12 protein-coding genes are annotated in these 19,809 nt (G+C 38.6%); 5 read left to right on the top strand and 7 right to left on the bottom strand.

Annotated features, from left to right (window positions below; translation table 11 throughout):
- The first annotated feature begins 12 nt into the window (after nt 1-12).
- Nucleotides 13-2,454, top strand: a complete 2,442-nt coding sequence (thrA, locus tag B3P17_RS07630) for a bifunctional aspartate kinase/homoserine dehydrogenase I (RefSeq protein ID WP_252637811.1) — start codon at nt 13-15, stop codon at nt 2,452-2,454.
- A gap of 83 nt (nt 2,455-2,537) precedes the next feature.
- Nucleotides 2,538-3,749, top strand: coding sequence for a cofactor-independent phosphoglycerate mutase (locus B3P17_RS07625; protein WP_291104850.1), 1,212 nt, complete (start codon nt 2,538-2,540; stop codon nt 3,747-3,749).
- Nucleotides 3,750-3,799: 50 nt separating this feature from the next.
- On the opposite strand, the gene B3P17_RS07620 is transcribed toward B3P17_RS07625, so the two are convergent.
- Together B3P17_RS07620 and B3P17_RS07615 are read right to left on the bottom strand one after the other, a co-directional pair.
- Nucleotides 3,800-4,378 (bottom strand): FKBP-type peptidyl-prolyl cis-trans isomerase, encoded by a 579-nt coding sequence (locus B3P17_RS07620; RefSeq protein WP_252637813.1) that lies wholly within the window; start codon nt 4,376-4,378, stop codon nt 3,800-3,802.
- Nucleotides 4,379-4,406: 28 nt separating this feature from the next.
- The gene (locus B3P17_RS07615) at nt 4,407-5,945 is read right to left on the bottom strand and encodes a glycine--tRNA ligase (RefSeq protein ID WP_291104846.1); all 1,539 of its coding nucleotides are present in this window, start codon (nt 5,943-5,945) and stop codon (nt 4,407-4,409) included.
- Nucleotides 5,946-6,199: 254 nt separating this feature from the next.
- Here B3P17_RS07615 and B3P17_RS07610 point away from each other — a divergent pair, with 254 nt between their 5' ends.
- A complete protein-coding gene (locus B3P17_RS07610) occupies nt 6,200-8,902 on the top strand; it encodes a TonB-dependent receptor domain-containing protein (protein ID WP_252637815.1) in 2,703 nt (900 codons plus the stop codon).
- Here the strand turns inward: B3P17_RS07610 and tsaE are convergent.
- From tsaE to B3P17_RS07590, 4 genes are all read right to left on the bottom strand, one after another.
- The gene (gene tsaE, locus B3P17_RS07605) at nt 8,899-9,315 is read right to left on the bottom strand and encodes a tRNA (adenosine(37)-N6)-threonylcarbamoyltransferase complex ATPase subunit type 1 TsaE (RefSeq protein WP_135105381.1); all 417 of its coding nucleotides are present in this window, start codon (nt 9,313-9,315) and stop codon (nt 8,899-8,901) included. The genes B3P17_RS07610 and tsaE overlap by 4 nt on opposite strands.
- Nucleotides 9,316-9,380: 65 nt before the next feature.
- Nucleotides 9,381-10,925 carry a PglZ domain-containing protein gene (locus B3P17_RS07600; protein WP_291104842.1) on the bottom strand — a complete coding sequence of 515 codons (1,545 nt, stop codon included), beginning with the start codon at nt 10,923-10,925 and terminating at the stop codon, nt 9,381-9,383.
- A gap of 129 nt (nt 10,926-11,054) precedes the next feature.
- Complete coding sequence (locus B3P17_RS07595; RefSeq protein WP_252637817.1) at nt 11,055-12,191, bottom strand: glycoside hydrolase family 18 protein; 1,137 nt, start codon at nt 12,189-12,191, stop codon at nt 11,055-11,057.
- A gap of 393 nt (nt 12,192-12,584) precedes the next feature.
- A complete protein-coding gene (locus tag B3P17_RS07590; protein ID WP_252637818.1) occupies nt 12,585-14,045 on the bottom strand; it encodes a tryptophanase in 1,461 nt (486 codons plus the stop codon).
- Nucleotides 14,046-14,277: 232 nt separating this feature from the next.
- Between B3P17_RS07590 and B3P17_RS07585 the strand changes: the two genes are divergently transcribed.
- Both B3P17_RS07585 and B3P17_RS07580 read left to right on the top strand, forming a co-directional pair.
- Nucleotides 14,278-15,099: an aldo/keto reductase gene (locus tag B3P17_RS07585; protein WP_252637819.1), complete on the top strand. Its 822-nt coding sequence runs from the start codon at nt 14,278-14,280 to the stop codon at nt 15,097-15,099.
- Between the two features lie 135 nt (nt 15,100-15,234).
- On the top strand, nt 15,235-16,158 hold the full coding sequence (locus B3P17_RS07580) for a TIGR01212 family radical SAM protein (protein ID WP_252637820.1): 924 nt from the start codon (nt 15,235-15,237) through the stop codon (nt 16,156-16,158).
- On the opposite strand, the gene B3P17_RS07575 is transcribed toward B3P17_RS07580, so the two are convergent.
- Nucleotides 16,159-19,809: hypothetical protein (locus B3P17_RS07575; protein ID WP_291104835.1), on the bottom strand; the 3,651-nt coding region annotated here is incomplete at its 5' end.

Below are 19,809 nucleotides of genomic sequence, written 5' to 3'. Positions count from 1 at the left end.
CCATAATAGCGAATGAAAGTAATGAAGTTTGGCGGAACATCCGTAGGTTCCGCTACGAATATAGCGAATGTAAAAAAGATAATAGGGACAATAGAAGAGCCTATAGTTGTGGTTGTCTCTGCTTTTAAAGGAATCACAGATAAATTGTTGCTCATATCCAATCTGGCTGCAGCCGGTGATTATTCCTACGAACGGGAGTTTCGTGAAATTATCGAGCAGCATATTACTGTAGTCAGCAAGCTGGATATTCCGGAAGAGGCTCGCCCCTCGTTAGAGGCGGATGTGAATAAACTATTGGAAGAGTTGAGTAATATATTCAAAGGAGTATTTCTTATCAACGACCTTTCGGCAAAAACATCGGATAAGATCGTGAGCTATGGCGAACGCTTGTCGTCGCTGATAATAAGCGTTGCATTCTCCGATCTCGATTTTCTGGATGCCACACAATTAATAAAAACAGATTCTTCGTTCGGAAAACATATACCCGATATCGAACTGTCAAGCAAATTGATAAGAGATGCTTTTGACAACTCATCCAAAAGGATTCTTGTTGCAGGATACATTTCTACATGCAAAACAACAGGAGAGATCACCAATCTGGGGCGTGGCGGGTCAGATTATACTGCTGCCATATTTGCTTCAGCACTCGATGCTAATATATTAGAGATATGGTCTGATGTTGACGGCTTTATGTCTGCCGACCCGAAGGTAATCAATGGCGCTCATGTGATAGAGAACCTAACATTTACCGAAGCAACAGAACTTTGTAATTTCGGGGCAAAAATAATTTATCCGCCAACGATTTTCCCTGTCTATCACAAGAATATACCCATTCGCATAAAAAATACTTTTAAGCCCGAAGCTCCCGGAACTTATATCTCTCACGACGGGGATATAAAGAAAGGAAAGGCGATGATAAAAGGTATATCATCCATATCCGACACATGTCTGATAACAGTTCTTGGACTCGGAATGGTAGGTATTATCGGCGTAAACTACCGAATATTCAGGGCTCTGGCAAATAATGGTATCAGTGTTTTCTTAGTATCTCAGGCATCATCCGAGAATAGCACGTCTATTGGGGTACGCACTGCCGACTCCGAACTGGCAGTACATGTTCTCGAAGAAGAGTTCGCAAAAGAAATAGCATTGGGAAGTATCAACCGTGTACAACTGGAGACAGACCTTGCTACAGTAGCTATTGTTGGCGAAAATATGAAGTATACTCCGGGAATTGCCGGCCGACTATTCGAAACATTAGGTAAGAGCGGTATTAGCGTCATCGCTTGTGCCCAGGGTGCATCGGAGGTAAATATATCTTTTGTTATTAAGAATAAATATCTGAGGAAGGCTTTAAACTCTATTCACGACTCGTTTTTCTTGTCCGACTATAAGGTACTCAATCTCTTTATTGTCGGCATTGGTACAGTTGGAGGAAATTTGATTGAACAAATCAGGCAGCAACAACCGAAGCTGATAGAGCAATACAGCCTCAAGCTGAATGTGGTGGGTATTGCCCGGGGAAAGAAAGCTTTATTTTGTCGTGAAGGGATTAACCTGAATAAGTACAAAGAAGAACTGGACGAAAAAGGAATACCAAGCTCTCCAGAAATTCTGAGAGACGAGATCCTCAACATGAATATATTCAACGCAGTATTTGTAGACTGTACTGCCAGCGAAACCGTTGCCCAGATATACGGAGATCTTCTTTCGCATAGTATTTCTGTGGTTACAGCCAACAAGGTAGCTGCATCTTCGGCTTATGACAATTACATAAAACTAAAGAATACAGCTCGTGAGAGAAATATTAAATTCCTTTTCGAGACAAATGTAGGTGCAGGGCTTCCTGTAATCAATACGATGAACTCTCTTGTAAACTCAGGAGATAAAATAGTAAAAATAGAAGCTGTACTTTCGGGAACACTCAATTATATATTCAATACAATCAGCGCCGATATACCTTTCAGCAAGGCGATCTATATGGCTAAGGAGTGCGGTTTTTCCGAACCTGACCCTCGTATCGATCTCAGCGGTATGGATGTTATAAGAAAACTCGTTATCTTAACCCGAGAGGCTGGTTACCGAGTAGAACAAACAGAAGTTAAGAAGAATCTATTCATACCTCAAGAGTATTTTGACGGTACAATAGAAGAGTTTTGGGCTACGATCAGAGATCAGGATGCCGAGTTTGAAGAAAGGCGCAAAAAGTTGGAAAACGAACACAAGCATTTGCGATTTGTAGCCAAATACGAGAACGGACACTGTGAAGTCGGGCTTCAGGAAGTTGGGCAAAACCATCCATTCTACGATTTGGAAGGGAGCAACAACATTATACAAATAACGACCGAAAGATATAACGAGTATCCGATGATAATAAAAGGATATGGTGCGGGAGCAAGTGTCACGGCAGCAGGGGTATTCTCTGATATTATCAGCATTGCAAATGTGAGGTAACTTCAAATAGCAAGATTTTATTTAAACTTATAACATAACGAACTCCCCCGTCAAGACAATAGGGGAAGGAAAGGAGACCCTAAATGAAAACAATTATAATTTTAGCAGACGGTGCTGCTGATGAACCTATTGCCCAACTTGGAGGTAAGACTCCGTTACAAGCTGCAAAAAAACCATATATAGATATGTTGGCAGCTAAAGGGAAAAGTGGAGAACTAGATACAATCCCTGCGGGCTTCAAACCCGGAAGTGAGATTGCCAACCTATCGGTACTGGGATACGATGTTCCCAAAGTATTTGAAGGAAGAGGTTCACTCGAAGCAGCAAGCATGGGGGTAGATATACTGCCGGGAGAGATGGCTATGCGATGCAATCTGATCTGTGTGGAAGATGGTAAAATAAAGAATCATTCAGCGGGACATATTTCAAGTGAAGAAGCCAAAGAATTGATTCTTTTCTTAGATAAAGAACTAAACGATGGGAAAGTAAGCTTCTATCCGGGAGTTTCATACCGTCATCTTTTAAAACTAAAAGGCGGAAATAAGAATCTCGATTGTACTGCTCCCCACGATGTTACAGGAACACCATACAAGGAGGTTTTAATAAAAGCGGAAACAGCGGAAGCACAAGAAACAGCCGATTATCTGAATCAGCTCATTCTAAAATCTCAGGAACTGCTCAAAGACCATCCGGTAAACAAGAAGCGCATTGCAGAGGGTAAAGATCCTGCAAATAGTATTTGGCCATGGTCTCCGGGTTACCGCCCGCAGATGCAGACATTACAAGAACTGTTCGGAATCAAAAGTGGCTCGGTGATTTCTGCTGTAGACTTAATCATGGGCATTGGTGTATACGCAGGGCTTAAATTAATCCACGTAGAAGGAGCAACGGGGTTGTACGACACCAACTATGAAGGAAAGGCGCAAGCTACGATAGAAGCCCTTAAAAAAGACGATTTCGTATATCTACACATAGAAGCTAGCGACGAGGCAGGGCATGAAGGAGATTATGAACTGAAAACTAAAACAATCGAATATCTTGACAATCGTGTTGTAAAAACAATATATGAAGCAACAAAAGACTGGGACGAACCTGTAACAATTGCTATTCTACCTGACCACCCTACCCCATGTGCTATAAAAACTCATACAAACAAGCCTATACCGTTTGTTATATACCGTTCGAACGGAGAAGCTGACAGTGTACAAGTTTACGATGAGTTCGAATCTCCGAAGGGAGCATACGGATTGATACGCGGGAAAGAATTTATGGAAACATTATTTAGCGATAAATGAAAAAAGGAGAAGGTTGAACCTTCTCCTTTTCAATTATTTTCTCTATAGCCTTATTTCTTCACCCATTCTTTTTTAACTTCATCATAGATATTCAGAAGCTTAATCTTGAACCAAAGTGTTGTATATCCGGGTATTATTTGGACTCCACTGCTATATGATCCTAAAGTTCCATAACCAAGTAGGTAAGGAATACAAACCTCAGCTTGTTCATCTATTTTCATATTCTGAAGCATGGTAGCAAACCCATCAATTAATCCACCATTCACTCTAGTTCTAAGCACCATACCATTTTTGTCACCTTCGGTACTATCAAATGTATATTTAGTATCGTCCAAGCGGAAAAACCAACCTTCATATCTTACAGAAACACTATCCGTAAAGATCGGAAATCGATCTATTGAAGGCTCATCTCCGGGAACGAAATCAGTTATCGATTTCCAATATACACTTCCATTACCACTTTGTGAAGGTCGGGCTGTATATCCTGAAGAAGAGGCATTTCTTACCTGCTGTTCATTATATGTTTTCCATTCTTGACTTACAGTGCTGTCATCATCATCATTCACGCATGAGCCGAAAGAGATGAGAACACCAAATAAAACAGCTAATATTAAAATTCTTCTATTCATATATTCATTATATGGGTTACAATCGGCTTTAACCAATTGTTTTCAATAAATTCTTCATACTTACTTTATCAGCAATAATATCCGATAATTTGTCTATAGCCACACGTTCCTGCTGCATTGTATCACGATAGCGGATTGTTAGAGTATTATCCTGCAATGACTGGTGATCTACAGTAACACAGTAAGGAGTTCCTATCGCATCCTGACGGCGGTAACGCTTACCGATACTGTCCTTCTCATCGTATTGACATTTAAAGTCAAATTTCAGAGCATCAATAATTTCACGTGCTTTCTCCGGAAGGCCGTCTTTTTTTACCAAAGGTAATACAGCAAGCTTGATAGGAGCCAGTGCTGCCGGCAATCTTAATACTACACGAGTTTCTCCATCCTCTAGTACTTCCTCTGCATACGCAGCCGAAAGTGTAGATAAGAACATACGGTCTACACCGATAGACGTTTCAATAACGTAAGGAGTGTATGATTTATTGAGTTCAGGATCGAAATATTGTAATTTTTTACCTGAAAACTTCTCATGGCTTGCCAAGTCAAAATCGGTACGAGAGTGTATGCCTTCCACTTCTTTAAATCCGAATGGCATCTCAAATTCGATATCAGTTGCGGCATTTGCATAATGGGCAAGCTTGTCATGGTCGTGGAAACGATATTTATTATCACCGAAACCAAGCGACTTATGCCATTTCATGCGAACCTCTTTCCATTTTGCAAACCAATCGAGCTCTTCTCCCGGACGAACGAAGAACTGCATCTCCATCTGTTCGAACTCACGCATACGGAAGATAAACTGACGAGCTACAATCTCGTTACGGAATGCTTTACCAATCTGGGCAATACCGAAAGGAATCTTCATACGCCCTGTTTTTTGCACATTCAGGAAGTTTACAAAAATACCCTGTGCAGTCTCAGGACGAAGATATACTTTCATTGCACCATCGGCAGTAGATCCCATTTCTGTAGAAAACATAAGGTTGAACTGACGAACCTCAGTCCAGTTACGTGTTCCGCTGATAGGGTCAACTATTTCGCAATCGAGAATGATCTGACGTAGTTCTTCAAGGTTGCTATCATTCAATGCTTTTGCAAAACGAGCATGCACTTCATCACGCTTAGCCTGATTTTCTAATACACGAGGATTGGTTTGACGAAACATGGCTTCATCGAAACTCTCACCAAATCGTTTTGCTGCTTTCTCTACTTCTTTATTTACTTTGTCGTCTATCTTAGCCAAATAATCTTCGATCAGAACATCGGCACGATAACGCTTTTTACTGTCTTTATTGTCAATCAAAGGATCGTTGAATGCATCAACATGTCCGGATGCTTTCCAGATAGTAGGGTGCATAAAGATAGCAGAATCAATACCAACAACATTTTCATTCAAAAGTACCATACTGTCCCACCAGTACTTTTTGATGTTGTTTTTTAATTCTACACCCATTTGCCCATAATCATATACGGCACTTAGCCCATCATATATTTCACTAGACTGAAAAACAAAACCATACTCCTTGCAATGGGAAACTATCTTCTTAAAAACATCTTCTGACATATTCCTATGACTCTTTTTTACGTTATCTAATAAACAAACAGAACATATCTAATGCCTTATATTGTAAGTTATAATCATTCTGAAAGAGATTATACTTAAATAGGCAATAAACAGATCTGACCTAAAATGAATAAGTTGCACAAAGTAAGCATTTTTTTTTGATATAAAACAGAAGGGTGTTTAACGAATTCCATTGATTTTACACTCTATATAAAAAAACTTATCTTCGTTGTCACTAAAACAAATATATTCTGATGAGATATTTATATCTTTTACTATTCATCTTTACAACCCTTTCAGCTGTGGCTCAAACAGTTGAAGGCAACTCATCAGGATATGTGCAAGGCTCTGTATATGATTCAATAACAAAAGATCCCATCCCATTTGTCACCGTCAGGTTGCTCAATGAGGCAGATAGCAGCTACATAAAAGGGGTTGCAACAAACGAAAAGGGTAATTTCAAGCTATCGGTTACGACAGGAAAATACATTTTGGAAGCTTCTTTTTTAGGATATAAAAGATTTTTACAAAACTTTAATATTTCTACACAAAATCCCGGCTATTCATTTGGGAATATCTATCTCGTAGAAAATACCATTCAACTCAAAGATGCCATTGTAGAAGCGAAGGTTCCCGATATATTGGTAAAAGGCGACACCATGGAATATAATGCAACATCATATACTTCGCAGGAGAGTGATATGCTGCAAGACATAATAAAAAATATGCCCGGAGTAGAGATAGACGCACAGGGTAATATATCGGCAAATGGAAAGCCTGTAAAAAAAATACTGGTAGACGGAAAAGAATTTTTCGGAAATGATATTCCGATGGCATTGGCAAACCTCCCGGCAAACATGATAAAAAAGCTCCAACTCTATAAAGAGGAGTCTGAAACAGCAAAAGTAACCGGATTTAAAGATAAAGATCCCGATCAGGTACTCAATCTAGTTGTAAAAGAAGAACTGAAACAGAGCATCTTTGGAGAAGTAAAAGCCGGATATGGCAGTGACGACAGATACGCCAACAAAGCAATAACAAACTACATGCGCAACGACAATCAGGTGTCTTTGGTAGGAGAAATGAGTAATACCAATGACAATGGGTATCCGATGGGGGTGGACAACGGGATTGAGAAGAATAAAAATCTGGGTGCAAATATTTTTCTACAGCCTTCAGAAAAAATCAGAGTAGGCGGCAGTATCCGCTATGCAAATAACGACAACCTGATGGAAACAAAAACCAATACTCAGACTTTCTTATCTTCGGGCGATCGTTTCTCCAAACAGGATGCATCGTACCGCAGCAAAAGAGAAAATGCAAACTTAGGAATGAACCTGCAATGGAAACCCGATTCGCTCACTACGATTTTTGCACGGTCATATATCAGTCTTAACAACACAAAGAATATTCAAAGTTCGACCAATCTTTCGTACGTAGCCGAAAAGGATACTACGTCGGGATATTCGAATAGCCAATCGAAAGGTGATGGTTACAACATAAATAATTTTGTAACTATCGGCCGAAAATTAAATGATAAAGGGAGGACGGTGAGCTTTACTTTCAACAATTCGATCAGAAAAGATAACAGCAAAGGAAGCAGTTATTCCCGCACCACCTATAGCGAAGGCAAGGATGATAAAATAATAGATCAACAAAACAAGACTGATAATAACACCAGCAACTACACCTTATCCCTATCGTATGTAGAACCATTGGGGAAAGACCATAGACTACAGTTTGCATATTCGTATGGGGTAAATAATTCAGAACGGATGCGTGATGTCCGTAAAAAAGATGGTGCAGGCAATTACACAATTCTGGATACGGCTTATGCACGAAATACCGAGAATAGATATGTGAACCAAAATATAAGTTTGAACTTCCAGACTACTAAAGAAAAGTATAATTATACGATAGGGTTGAGCATTGATCCGTCATATTCGCGAAGCAAGGTAAGTGTTGCCGATTCTATCATCGAAAATTTGAAGCAGAATGTCATCAACTTTTCGCCAACTCTAAACTTTTCGTACCAGCCAAACGATCACACCAACCTAGATATCAGCTATTCGGGATCGACCAGTCAACCGGGGATCACCCAGCTATCTGCCGATACGGTTATCGTTAGTGCATTATCTAAATATTATGGAAATCCAAATCTGAAACCAAGCTATAGCAACAACTTCAATGTATATTATCGGAAATCTGACTACGCCTCAAATCGTTATATGATGCTTTCGGGAGGATTCAATTATACATTCAACAACATTGTGGACTATACTCTGATCGATGATTTGGGGAACAGTACGAATACATATAGAAATGTAAGCGGTAATATGGGCGCAAATATCAATTTTATATTCAATACCCCATTACGAAACAAGAAATTCACGATCGACAACAGCACCTATGCCAACTATTACAAAAATATTGGCTACACGAACGGTGAAGAAGCGAAAACGCATAATATAGTACTTAGCGAAAAAGTTTCAGGAAAGTTTAAGGTTGACAAACTTGAAACACGCCTCGAACTGGGTATGACATATAACATAACAAAGAATAACTTGTCGAATGTGCAGGATAGAAACACATCCAACTACAATATCCAACATTCTGTGTTATGGAAACTACCCTACGATTTTTCGATACAGAATTTCCTCAATATGACATATTATGCAGGGTATGGCGATGATTTTAAGAAGAAAGAAATACTTTGGAATGCTTCTGTCTCAAAACTATTCCTGAAAAAGAAAAGAGGTACACTGAAGGTTGAATTCTATGATATACTGAACGACAGAAATAATCTGTCACGCTATGTAAGCAGTAACTACATGTCAGACTCGCGCACGAATAGTATCAACCGATACTTCATGTTTAGCTTCTCTTATAAGTTTAATATTATCAAGAGTAAGGGGAAAAGTAATGATGGCGATATAGATGAACTAGAATACAATTAAATACTCAGACTTACCTCCCGGCTTCCATCCTCTTGTACTTTGACATAAACATTTACCGTATCTTTTGGCAGTAAAGTGTCAACTTTCTCAGGCCATTCAATAAAGCAAAGGCTGCCGCTATAAAAGTAATCTTCGTAGCCAAAATCAAAAACTTCCTCAATTTTATTGATACGATAAAAGTCGAAATGATAGATTAATTCTCCACTGTCGGAACGGTATTCGTTTACGATAGCAAACGTAGGGCTGTTGATGGTATCAGATACTCCCAGATTCTCGCAAATAGCTTTTATAAATGTCGTTTTGCCTGCTCCCATATCTCCATGAAAAGCAAATACAGTATTATCGCCCATAGCACGGATAAACTCGAGAGCCGCCTCGTCTATTTTATCTAGTGATTCTATCTTTATATTCATATTCAAAATTATTCTACAATGTAACTTCTGATTGCAAAGATATATTTTGGAAAACAAATTTTCTGTTATTTCCCGATCAAAGTAATAAAAGGAACAATCATTTCTTCGAGCGAAATACCCCCGTGCTGAAATGTATCTGTGTAATAAGACACATAGTAATTATAATTATTCGGATAAGCAAAAAAATCGTCTCCTGTAGCAAAGATATACTTAGAGCTGATATGCAATGCGGGCAAACCTATCTTTTCGGGAGAATGGATGTCGTATACTTTTTTGCGGTCATAATCCAAATTGCGTCCTACCTTATAACGAATATTCGTATTCACTGTCTTATCGCCAATGACCTTGAGCGAATTTTTTACCTGTATCGTTCCGTGATCGGTAGTCAAAATAATTTTATATCCCATTGCTTTTGCCTTCTTCAGAATATCCATTGTACTCGAATGTTTAAACCAAGACCGAGTCAAAGAGCGATAAGCTGCTTCGTCGGATGCAAGTTCCCGTATCATTCTTGATTCTGTACGGGCATGGGAAAGCATATCCACAAAGTTGATAACAACTACGTTCAGTTGCTTATTGCTTAGCCGGTCCATCCCTTGCAGCAGCTTTTCTCCCGATGAAGAGGACAGTAGCTTATTGTATGAGAAAGTATAATTTTTTCTGTATCGCTCAATCTGGGTTTGCAGTAAGGCTTCCTCATTCAGGTTTTTACTTTCCTCCTCATCTTCATCCACCCAAAGATCGGGATACAATTTGGCCATTTGAGAAGGCATCAATCCCGAAAAAATAGCGTTGCGTGCATATTGAGTCGCAGTGGGTAAGATGCTTAAGTATTCGTCTTCGGAAATTGTAAAATCATTTGCCAAAAGGCCTTTTATATCAGACCACTGATCGAGCCTAAAATTATCAATAAGGATAAAGAATAATTTTTCGCCATTATCCAGAAGTGGAAATACTCTTTGCGAAAAAAGCTGAGGGCTTATCAAAGGTCTCTTATCCGGATTTTGTACCCACGACTCATAATTCTTCTTTACAAACTTACAGTAACTATTATTAGCTTCATTTTTTTGTATCCGAAGCAATTCCATTAAAGGGCTGTCTGATGCTGCCAGTTCAATCTCCCAATAAACAAGCTTTTTGTAAATGTCAACCCATTGCTCGTACGTATTCGAATCATTTATCTGTGCACTGATTTTATTAAATTCTTCGCGATAGCCTTCAACTGTAACCTCTGAAACAATATCGTCCTTGTGCAAGTTTTTCTTGATGGAAAGGAGGATTTGATTGGGATTGACGGGCTTGATAAGATAGTCTGCTATCTTTTTCCCAATGGCATGAGTCATAATCCCTTCATCTTCGCTTTTTGTAATCATAATAACGGGAATATTGGGGTTGATCTCTTTGATGATGCTTAATGCATCGAGCCCCGAAACACCGGGCATATTCTCGTCAAGAAAAACAATATCGAAAGATTCGCTTTTTATACTATCAATAGCATCCTGACCACTATTTACTGGAGTGACTTCATATCCCTTCTCTTCTAAAAAAAGGATATGCGATCGTAGCATATAAATCTCATCGTCAGCCCAAAGTATCCGTCTTTTCCTCATTTATAATCTATTAAATATAGCAAACCACATTATTTGAAGATAAAGTGGCTTGCTATATCATTCGTTGCACTTTATTCTCAAAAGTACAAACAGAAGTTCAATATGAAAATTTGATACTGTTAAACTTTATTATTTAAGTACCTTGTTTATTTCGTTCAACAAATATTCTTTAGGATCGGAGCTATATTCCCAAAACATGACTCCTCCCATTTTATTATCCAATACATACTTGCATTTTTCTTTTACTGACTCCTCATCGTCGTAAGTAACAAATACTCCTTTGTAGAAATTGAACAAGTACGGCGCACGTGCACTCTCATCCCAATATCGATAGTATTCGTTCTGATTTACAAGGCTATCCTTGATGTAAGTATATCCCCTACCCCTTATTTGTTCTGCAACAGGATCGCCAATACCTTTAGACGCTCCTTTCTTCAGATTAAAAGCTCGTCCGTAAAAAGCAATACCCATCACTAGCTTTTCGGCGGGAACACCGGCGGCTAAATAAGCCTTTACGGCAACATCAGCCCCTTGCTTTTGAGGATATTTGTCGGAAGGATAGAGATTAGTATGGTGTATTGCTTGTTCATTACTTTGCGAATCGTAGGTCATGATATTTACATAATCGAGATATTCTTGTGCTTTATTCATTTCGGTGCTATCTACAAACTGCTGAAAACCACCAACAGCCGTTGTTAATAGATATTGCTTATCAGTCTCTTTTTCCAACGCATCAAGTTCATCTCTGATAGCAGCAAACATCAACGTATAATTATGCTTGTCTTCGGGACGGTATACATTCCCCACATCACCCGGAAGAGCAGGATATTCCCAATCGATGTCTACCCCGTCAAGATTATTGTTTTTCATAATTTCCACCGCAGATTTAGCAAATGTTTTCTGTCCTTCAGTAGTCAGTACGGCGTCCGAAAAATTACGGCTCCAAGACCAGCCTCCGATAGATATCAGGATTTTGAGATCAGGGTTTTGCTGCCTCAATTCGTTTAGCTTCCTAAAATTGGTTGTATCGGTCGCCTCATTGGTAAGAAATGCTTTTCCATCCTTTACATCGACAAAGGCATAGTTGATATGCGTAATTTTGTTAGGCGAGATTTTGTCTACATCCACTAAACCATTATATCCTCCTACATAAGCGATGATAACCGGGCGTGAGGGTTCGCCTGATGTCTTTGACTTATTACCACACGAACAGAAACCAGAGAAAATAAGGGCACATAGAATGCCATACGTAAAGATGTTTTTCATGCTATTATTTTTTTTGATAGTTTGCTTTGAATACAAAACTAAGAAAAATAATTGTAAATTAATTAGTTAGCAAAAGAGATTTATTTCTCAATATATGACTTAATAGCCTCTGCATATTCCTAAAAAGTTTTCTCATAGAAAGCCTGTATTTCATTTTATTAAAATTATCTCATTATAAAGAGCTCTTTGATATAATCGGATATTTTAGGTAGTTACACAATAAAGAAAAGTGACAATAAAAAAACAGGGTAAAAAGTGTCACCTTTACATACGCTTCGCTCCTGTGACCGGTGGTTGTCACTTTTTAACAATTCCTCTTCTCGAAAAAGAGATAGAAAACAAAAACGGCATAAGCCATAAAGCCCATGCCGTGATAATATTATTTTGTGCTTTTTATAAGCTATCGCCAAAATCTTCTCTGAATTTCGCCATCAATCGCTGCGGCCAATCATTTATCGGTTCGAGCCCTCCCATAAAAAAGCGAAGAACAGGCGGTTCGTATACGAATTTCAGCCCTCCTATCAGGTTGCGATTTTCATATAGCCATGTCATCCGATCTTCCACATATTTGATTTGTGAAAGAGTAAACACACGACGAGGAACAGCCAAGCGAAGTAATTCCATATCTGCATAAGTCTCGTTGCCATATTCATCACGCTGGTTAGATACCGACCCTCTCTCCATACCACGTACACCCGAGATAAGGAAAAACGCAGCGGCTAAGGCACCCGCCGGATATTCTTTCTGAGGGATATGAGAACAAATTTCCATCGCATTGACGTGTGCACCTAATACACCGGGAGGTGTCACTACAGGAATGCCTTTCTTTTCGAAAGCATTAACCAAATATTCAATAAACTGCGGGCTTTGGCATATCATACCTTCATCCAATGTTTCATACAGTCCGATGGCAATAGCTTCTATTTCACGAACCGACATACCGCCATAGGTAAGAAATCCTTCGAACAGGGGAACTAGCGGTTCCAATTCCTTCATGATGGCGTAATCATTCGTACAGATACCACCCCCACGAGACGAGCTCAGCTTTCGTGCCGAGAAGTAAACCAAGTCAGCAAGATCGGTCATCGCAAGGATAATCTCAGCCATCGAGCTGTTCTTAAACTCCTCCTCACGTTGCTTGATGAGCCATGCATTTTCTCCTAGCAAACTAGCATCGAGGACAAGGCGTATTTTGTATTTATCGGCGATAGCACGCACCCCCCGAAAGTTTTCCATCGAGAAAGGCTGTCCGCCAATAAGATTGGTAGATGCTTCCATGCGGATATAAGGAATATTGGCAGCACCATGTTTGTTGATACATTTCTCCAACTTTTCAAGGTTCATATTCCCCTTAAAGGGATGCTTGCTATTTATCACATAGGCTTCATCATAGAGCAATTCTTCGATTTTACCGCCATATTGGGTAATATGTGCCATTGCTGTAGTGAAGTGATAGTTCATCGGCACAATGCTTCCCTTGCGAATATAGGCGTTGGATATGATATTCTCCGCCGCACGTCCCTGATGTACGGGAAGAAGGTGTTTTTTACCGAGTACTTCCTCCACAGCTTTCTGATAGCGGACAAAACTTTGCGATCCGGCGTAAGCATCATCGGCTATCATCATAGCACCCATCTGGCGATCACTCAATGCATTGGTACCGCTGTCGGTAAGCATATCCAGGAAAACATCTTTTGTGTCGAGCCTGAATGTATTGAATCCGGCTTCGTAAAGGGCTTCCAAACGACGTTCAATTGGGACTAAATGTAATTTTTGTACAACACGCACCTTGTGCAATTCCAGCGGAATACTTTCTCCACTGTAGAATTTAATCTTAGAAGAGTTTTCTGACATGATATTAGTTTATAGTAATGCTAAAAATTAGATTTCGCAATTTATAAATAAATATCTGATAAACAAATGAAAAAGATGCAAGGAAGTGGCTAATAAGCAAAATTTATTCGCTTTAATTTCTTTTTTGAAACAAATAGTCATAATTTTAAAAAGGAACAATTCCCTTGCTTTATTTGTTAAATTAGTTACTCTCCGAATAATGTATAAACATCAAATATAAATTACACAGAAAATGGAAAAAGTAAAATTGAATAATGGTATAGATATACCATGGGTTGGACTAGGCGTATTCCGCTTGGAAGACAACAAGGAAGCTGAAAAGGTGATCGGAAGCGCATTGTCAGTTGGATACAGGCATATTGACACAGCCATGTATTATCACAACGAAGAAGCTGTAGGTAAAGCAATTAAAAACTCGGGGATTCCTCGGGAAGAAATATTCGTAACCACAAAGATGTGGAACTCTGACCAGCGAAGCGGCAAGGTAAAAGAAGCCTTTGAGACCAGCTTAAGAAAGCTTGATCTCGATTACATCGATCTATATCTGGTTCACTGGCCTGTAGAAGGGAAGTTTATAGAAACATGGAAAAAGTTTGAGGAAATATATGAAACTGGTAAAGTGAAAGCAATTGGCGTCAGCAATTTCAAGCAATACCACTTGGAGGCATTGGCAAAAGAATCGACCATAACTCCTGCCGTAAATCAGATAGAATTGCACCCATATCTTGTACAAGAAAATGATTTGAGCTATTGCAAGAAAGCAGGTATCTGTGTAGAAGCATGGAGTCCTTTCGCAGCGAATCAGACGGGATTGTTCAACGAAAAGATATTGACTGATCTCGCAGACAAATACTCAAAATCTCCGGCTCAGATAATACTTCGTTGGGATTACCAACGTGGAGTAGTAACCATACCTAAATCAGCAAACGAGAAACGCATGGTCGAGAATCTGAATATATTTGACTTTAGTCTGAACGATGATGAAATCAAAAGCATAAATTCGCTAAATAAAAATTTGCGTATCGGACCAGATCCGGATCATGTAAATTTCTAAGACAGCTTATCACGCAATGTACTAAATGCGATTAAGGGAATAGGGTAATGATATACGCCAGGTGGTTAAAATATGACCTTTATAATAATTTCATTTCGCATATCATTACCTTTGCATCCAAAATAAAAAAGACGAATGGAAAATAAATTCTATAAAGAATTTGGAGAGCTTCTTACAAAACACTTCCCATATAAGGTTCAAAAAATATCGATAAATGCGGGATTTACTTGTCCAAACAGGGATGGGTCTAAAGCCGTAGGAGGATGTACATATTGCAACAACCAAAGCTTTAGCCCGGGGTATGGAGGAAAGCAACGCAGTGTTAGCGACCAACTCAGAGATGGTATTGCTTTCTTCTCTTACAAGTATCCTGAAATGAAATACCTCGCATACTTTCAGTCATACACGAATACTTATGATAGTATCGAGAAACTGATTGAACTGTATGAAGAGGCATTATCATATCCCAATGTTGTGGGATTGATTATCGGCACACGCCCCGATTGCATGCCGGACGAGTTACTCGATTATTTCGCTGAGCTAAATAAAAGAACTTTCCTCATCATAGAATACGGCTTGGAATCAACGCTTGATTCCACTCTCGAATTTATCAATCGTGGCCATACACATCAGGAAAGTGAAGAGGCCATACTCAAAACAGCAGCTAAAGGAATATACACAGGAGCACATCTTATTCTCGGGCTGCCTCATGAAAGCCGTGAGCAGGTACTGGCACATGCCGACGTAGTAGCCAAGCTTCCACTGACAACTATAAAGCTTCACCAGCTACAACTGATAAAAGGAACAGTAATGGCAAGGCAATATCGGGAACATCCCGAATGGTTCAATCTGTTCGAGGTAGACGATTACATCGACCTATGTATCGACTTTGCCGAAAAACTTAATCCCGACTTTATCATAGAGCGTTTTATTTCTCAATCGCCGAAACAACTACTGATAGCACCTGATTGGGGGTTGAAAAACTTCGAATTCACCGCCAAAGTATTGAAAAAGTTTGAGGAAAGAAACTCGTGGCAGGGACGGTTGTATAGTAAATAATTACTTTTTATCTTCTTTCTCTTTACTCTCTTTTTTTCCGGTAAAGAAGTTCTTAACCTTTGAGAAAAACTGAGTTACTTTTTTCGCCATGTTTTGTTTTTGCTGCGAAACACCTACCGACTCGGCAAGAGCAGGCTGCAATATCTGCCAAAAGTAATTGAATGTGGAGTGATAAGGGTCACGATCGAGCGTTACATCAGCCACACGAGGTTTTGACCGCTTGCTATTGGGATTATTAGACCGTACAAGAATATTGGCAATCCGTGACAAAAACTTATTTTGTTCTTCAATTTCTATATCTTTGAAGATAGTTAATTTAAGGTCGTTATACCTAAACAACATATTGGCCCTGGCATCTATACTGGAAGCTTCTGTCCTAAAATAGAAATCCTGCAATATACCACTCTGCAACTCAACTTTTGCTAAAGGGAGAAATACTCCATTCAATCTCGTCATATCAAACTGCTTCATATTTGCCTCTAATACAAAACAATCATAATCAGCACTTACGGGAATATCCCAGCGAGCAGTAAAAGGACCTCCCATAAATTTACCATCTACATCTAAACGGATAAATTGCTGGGGGTAAGAAGCTATATTTGTCAAGCCGCTTATTTTACCATTCATATTGTCAAAGTGAATCTTACCAGATATATTTCCATTTTTGGGCAGTTCTTCATACAGCACGGAGAAATTATTAACATTCGCTGAATCGATATTTAGCAGAACAGGAAGTTTCTGTATTTTTTCATAGATCAACGGCATAATATTATGCCCTATCTTTATTTGCTGATTCTTAAGGTTCAACAAAACAACATCATCTATCTTTAGATGCTTAGCCTTTATCTTATTATCGGCAGTCAGTGCCGAATAATCGAGTCCTGAAAGCTGAAACTTACCCATTGTAAAATCGAACCAGTCTTTATGCTTCGGATGTTTGTATGCAAATTCAAATTTGGGATAAGTAGATTTCATCTTCACATCCGACACTTCTGCTATCTGCCCTCTCCTATCTATATTGATATTCCCAAAACTAAGAGTATAGAATCCATCCATGATTGGAAAAGAAAGGTCTTTGGTATTAAAACGAATATCAGCGAGGTCAAATTTCCTCTTTTGTGTATCTAAAGTCAGATCACGAAGAAAGAGGCTTGTCTCGTTTAGCTTTTGCCTTTCCTCTATGTTGTCTATTTTAGAATTAGAGTAACTGATATTTGCATCCGAAAGATTGAACTCTCCCACTGACAGATTATGAAAATAGGGCGCAATAAAAGAATAAATATCCTTTCGTGAAGAAACAGTTTGCGAATCTATATCTTGCTTTTCTATAGAGTGCTTGCGTATATCCAAGGTCGGTTTATAAAAATTGATAGCAGCCAAACCTAACGAAGATCCAGCTTCCTTCTTGATCCAGCTAAGACCTGAAAAATCAAACTGTGCAATCTTGAAATCAAGCGTATCGGAAGGATGATTCAGATTAACCCCTGCATTGGAAACTACAAGTTTGCCTATATTTACGTTTCTCCCGAGGAATTCAGGATTTAGTTTACGACTTGCCCCTTTGTCTAATTTTTCTTCTTTGCTATTATTCGCATAATATACCTGTGGAGACTGCAACATTAACTCTGCGATATTCAAATTGTGATGAATATTCCATTTCAAAGAATCCAATCTAAACGCAGTCAATTCAGCTCTCAAACTATCTTCATCTTTACCGATATAAATAAAATTGGGGTCAGTTATAGACAAATTATCGACAGAAAGCTTCGTTAAAAAAGAAGACTTTTCCGGAGACAGGGCTTTCTTCTTATTATCACCTCCATCTATTTTTGTTTTCATGACTTTTATCTGAGGAGCTTGTATAAAGAAGTCTTTAACCGCGATTGTTTTATCTTTGAAGTAGTCAATATTATCAAATCCTGTAATCCGTATCAGAGGCAAGGCAATATCATAAACTACGGAAGCCTCTTTCCAAGATTTGGCTTGCGGAATTAGCTTTATATCCTTCAACACCATTTCCCCCGTGCTGGTAGATACATCAGCAGCAGCTATCTGCAATTGATATTTTTTCCCGAATAGGAGATTATCAAAATCCCTAAAGGAAAGACTTATATCATCACTTGTAAATAAATAGGGTGAAGTCACCCGAGTCTCTTTACTGATCAGAAATTTGGATGCATGGAAATTCAAATCTTTCAGACGAAAGGTTTCATCATCTTCCTTATTATGATATATCAGATTTGCATTGTTCAGATTTATTCTTTTTACAGATAAGAAATCGGAATACGGAGTAAAAAAATCAAGGACATTCTCGGGTGAAACCTTCTTTTTGTCTTTCGATTTTACGTTATTTTTTTCCGTTAATTTAAAATATTCAATATTAGGCGATTCAATATTAAGAAGCTCAGCAGAAACACCTGCGGTATATTCGAGTCCATCAACACTTATAGACTTCACCTCTCCAAACAAATAATCCTTCTTCGTATTGGTAGATAAAGGTTTGATTTTTATATCTGATATTTCAAATTTTTCAGTATTTGTATCTAAATACAAGCGTTTTACATTTAACTCAGAATTATTGCTTCTTTGTGTTCCTTTAATATTATCCGCTATCATTGTGAAATTATCCACATACCAGAATTTCCTCAACTTTTCGGGAAGAGAATCTACAAGAAAATCATTGGCATGAAAATCAAAATTACCCAAAGTATAAACATCGGTAATGTTATTTTGAGTATGTACATAATTAAATTTGGTTTCTTCTACACTTATCTTGTCTATAGATGTACGATAAAGAATAGGAGACAGTATTGTATATAAAGACCAAGGCTCGTCTTGCAGACTCTTATTTTCCACAGGGATAGAGTCGTCCGATGCTCTCTGTACGCTATGATACTGTATATCTGTAGACCTGATATCGAAGGTACGAGCATGAAGGTGATTTAATCCTTTTCTCCTTTCGAATCCAACCCCCTTCACCTTCACCTCATCCACTGTAGCTTTTAGATAATCTCCCGTTTTCTCAAGACGACGTCCCCAAAATTCATCTTTAGGGTGAATATCCACGCCGTCAATTTGAATAATGGAATCAATCGTACTCAGTTGAATATTCTTCGTATTCAGAATAATTTCGTCGCTATACAAAAGAGATTGCGGAGTACTTGCCGAGAACTCAAAATTATCACACAACAGAAGCTTTCCCGATTCTGAAGAATTTTCATCCAACAAGAAATTAAACGCAAAAAAGTTAGCTTCCTTCAATCCGTACACGACAGGTGATACAGAATCGACCACAGTATAAGAAACATTCATATTTGTGAGGTTGATCCTACTTACTGCAAGCCGGTTTATATAAGGAGATACAATTTGATATAGTGTTTGCGACTTTCTTTTTTTATGCTGCTCATCGAGAGTATCTGTTGAATATGTAGGTTCAAAAACTTTTATATCCGGCGAATTAACCTCAAAGAGATTAAACTTCAACTTTTTATAATCTCGGCGCCAAGTCAGGTTAACGCCTTTGAAGTGAATTTCTTCAATATTAATTTTATAATATACTTTGGGAAGGCTATCTCCCTGTTGCCATTGATCAAATACAAGAGAGTCGGGAACAAGTTGTAGACCGTATATAGAAAGCTCTCCCGAAAGAAA

The sequence above is a fragment of the Dysgonomonas sp. UBA7630 genome, from assembly GCF_002483985.1.
Classification (GTDB): Bacteria; Bacteroidota; Bacteroidia; order Bacteroidales; family Dysgonomonadaceae; genus Dysgonomonas.
Note: the sequence above shows the minus strand (reverse complement) of the source record. Positions and strands in the feature narration are given on the sequence as shown.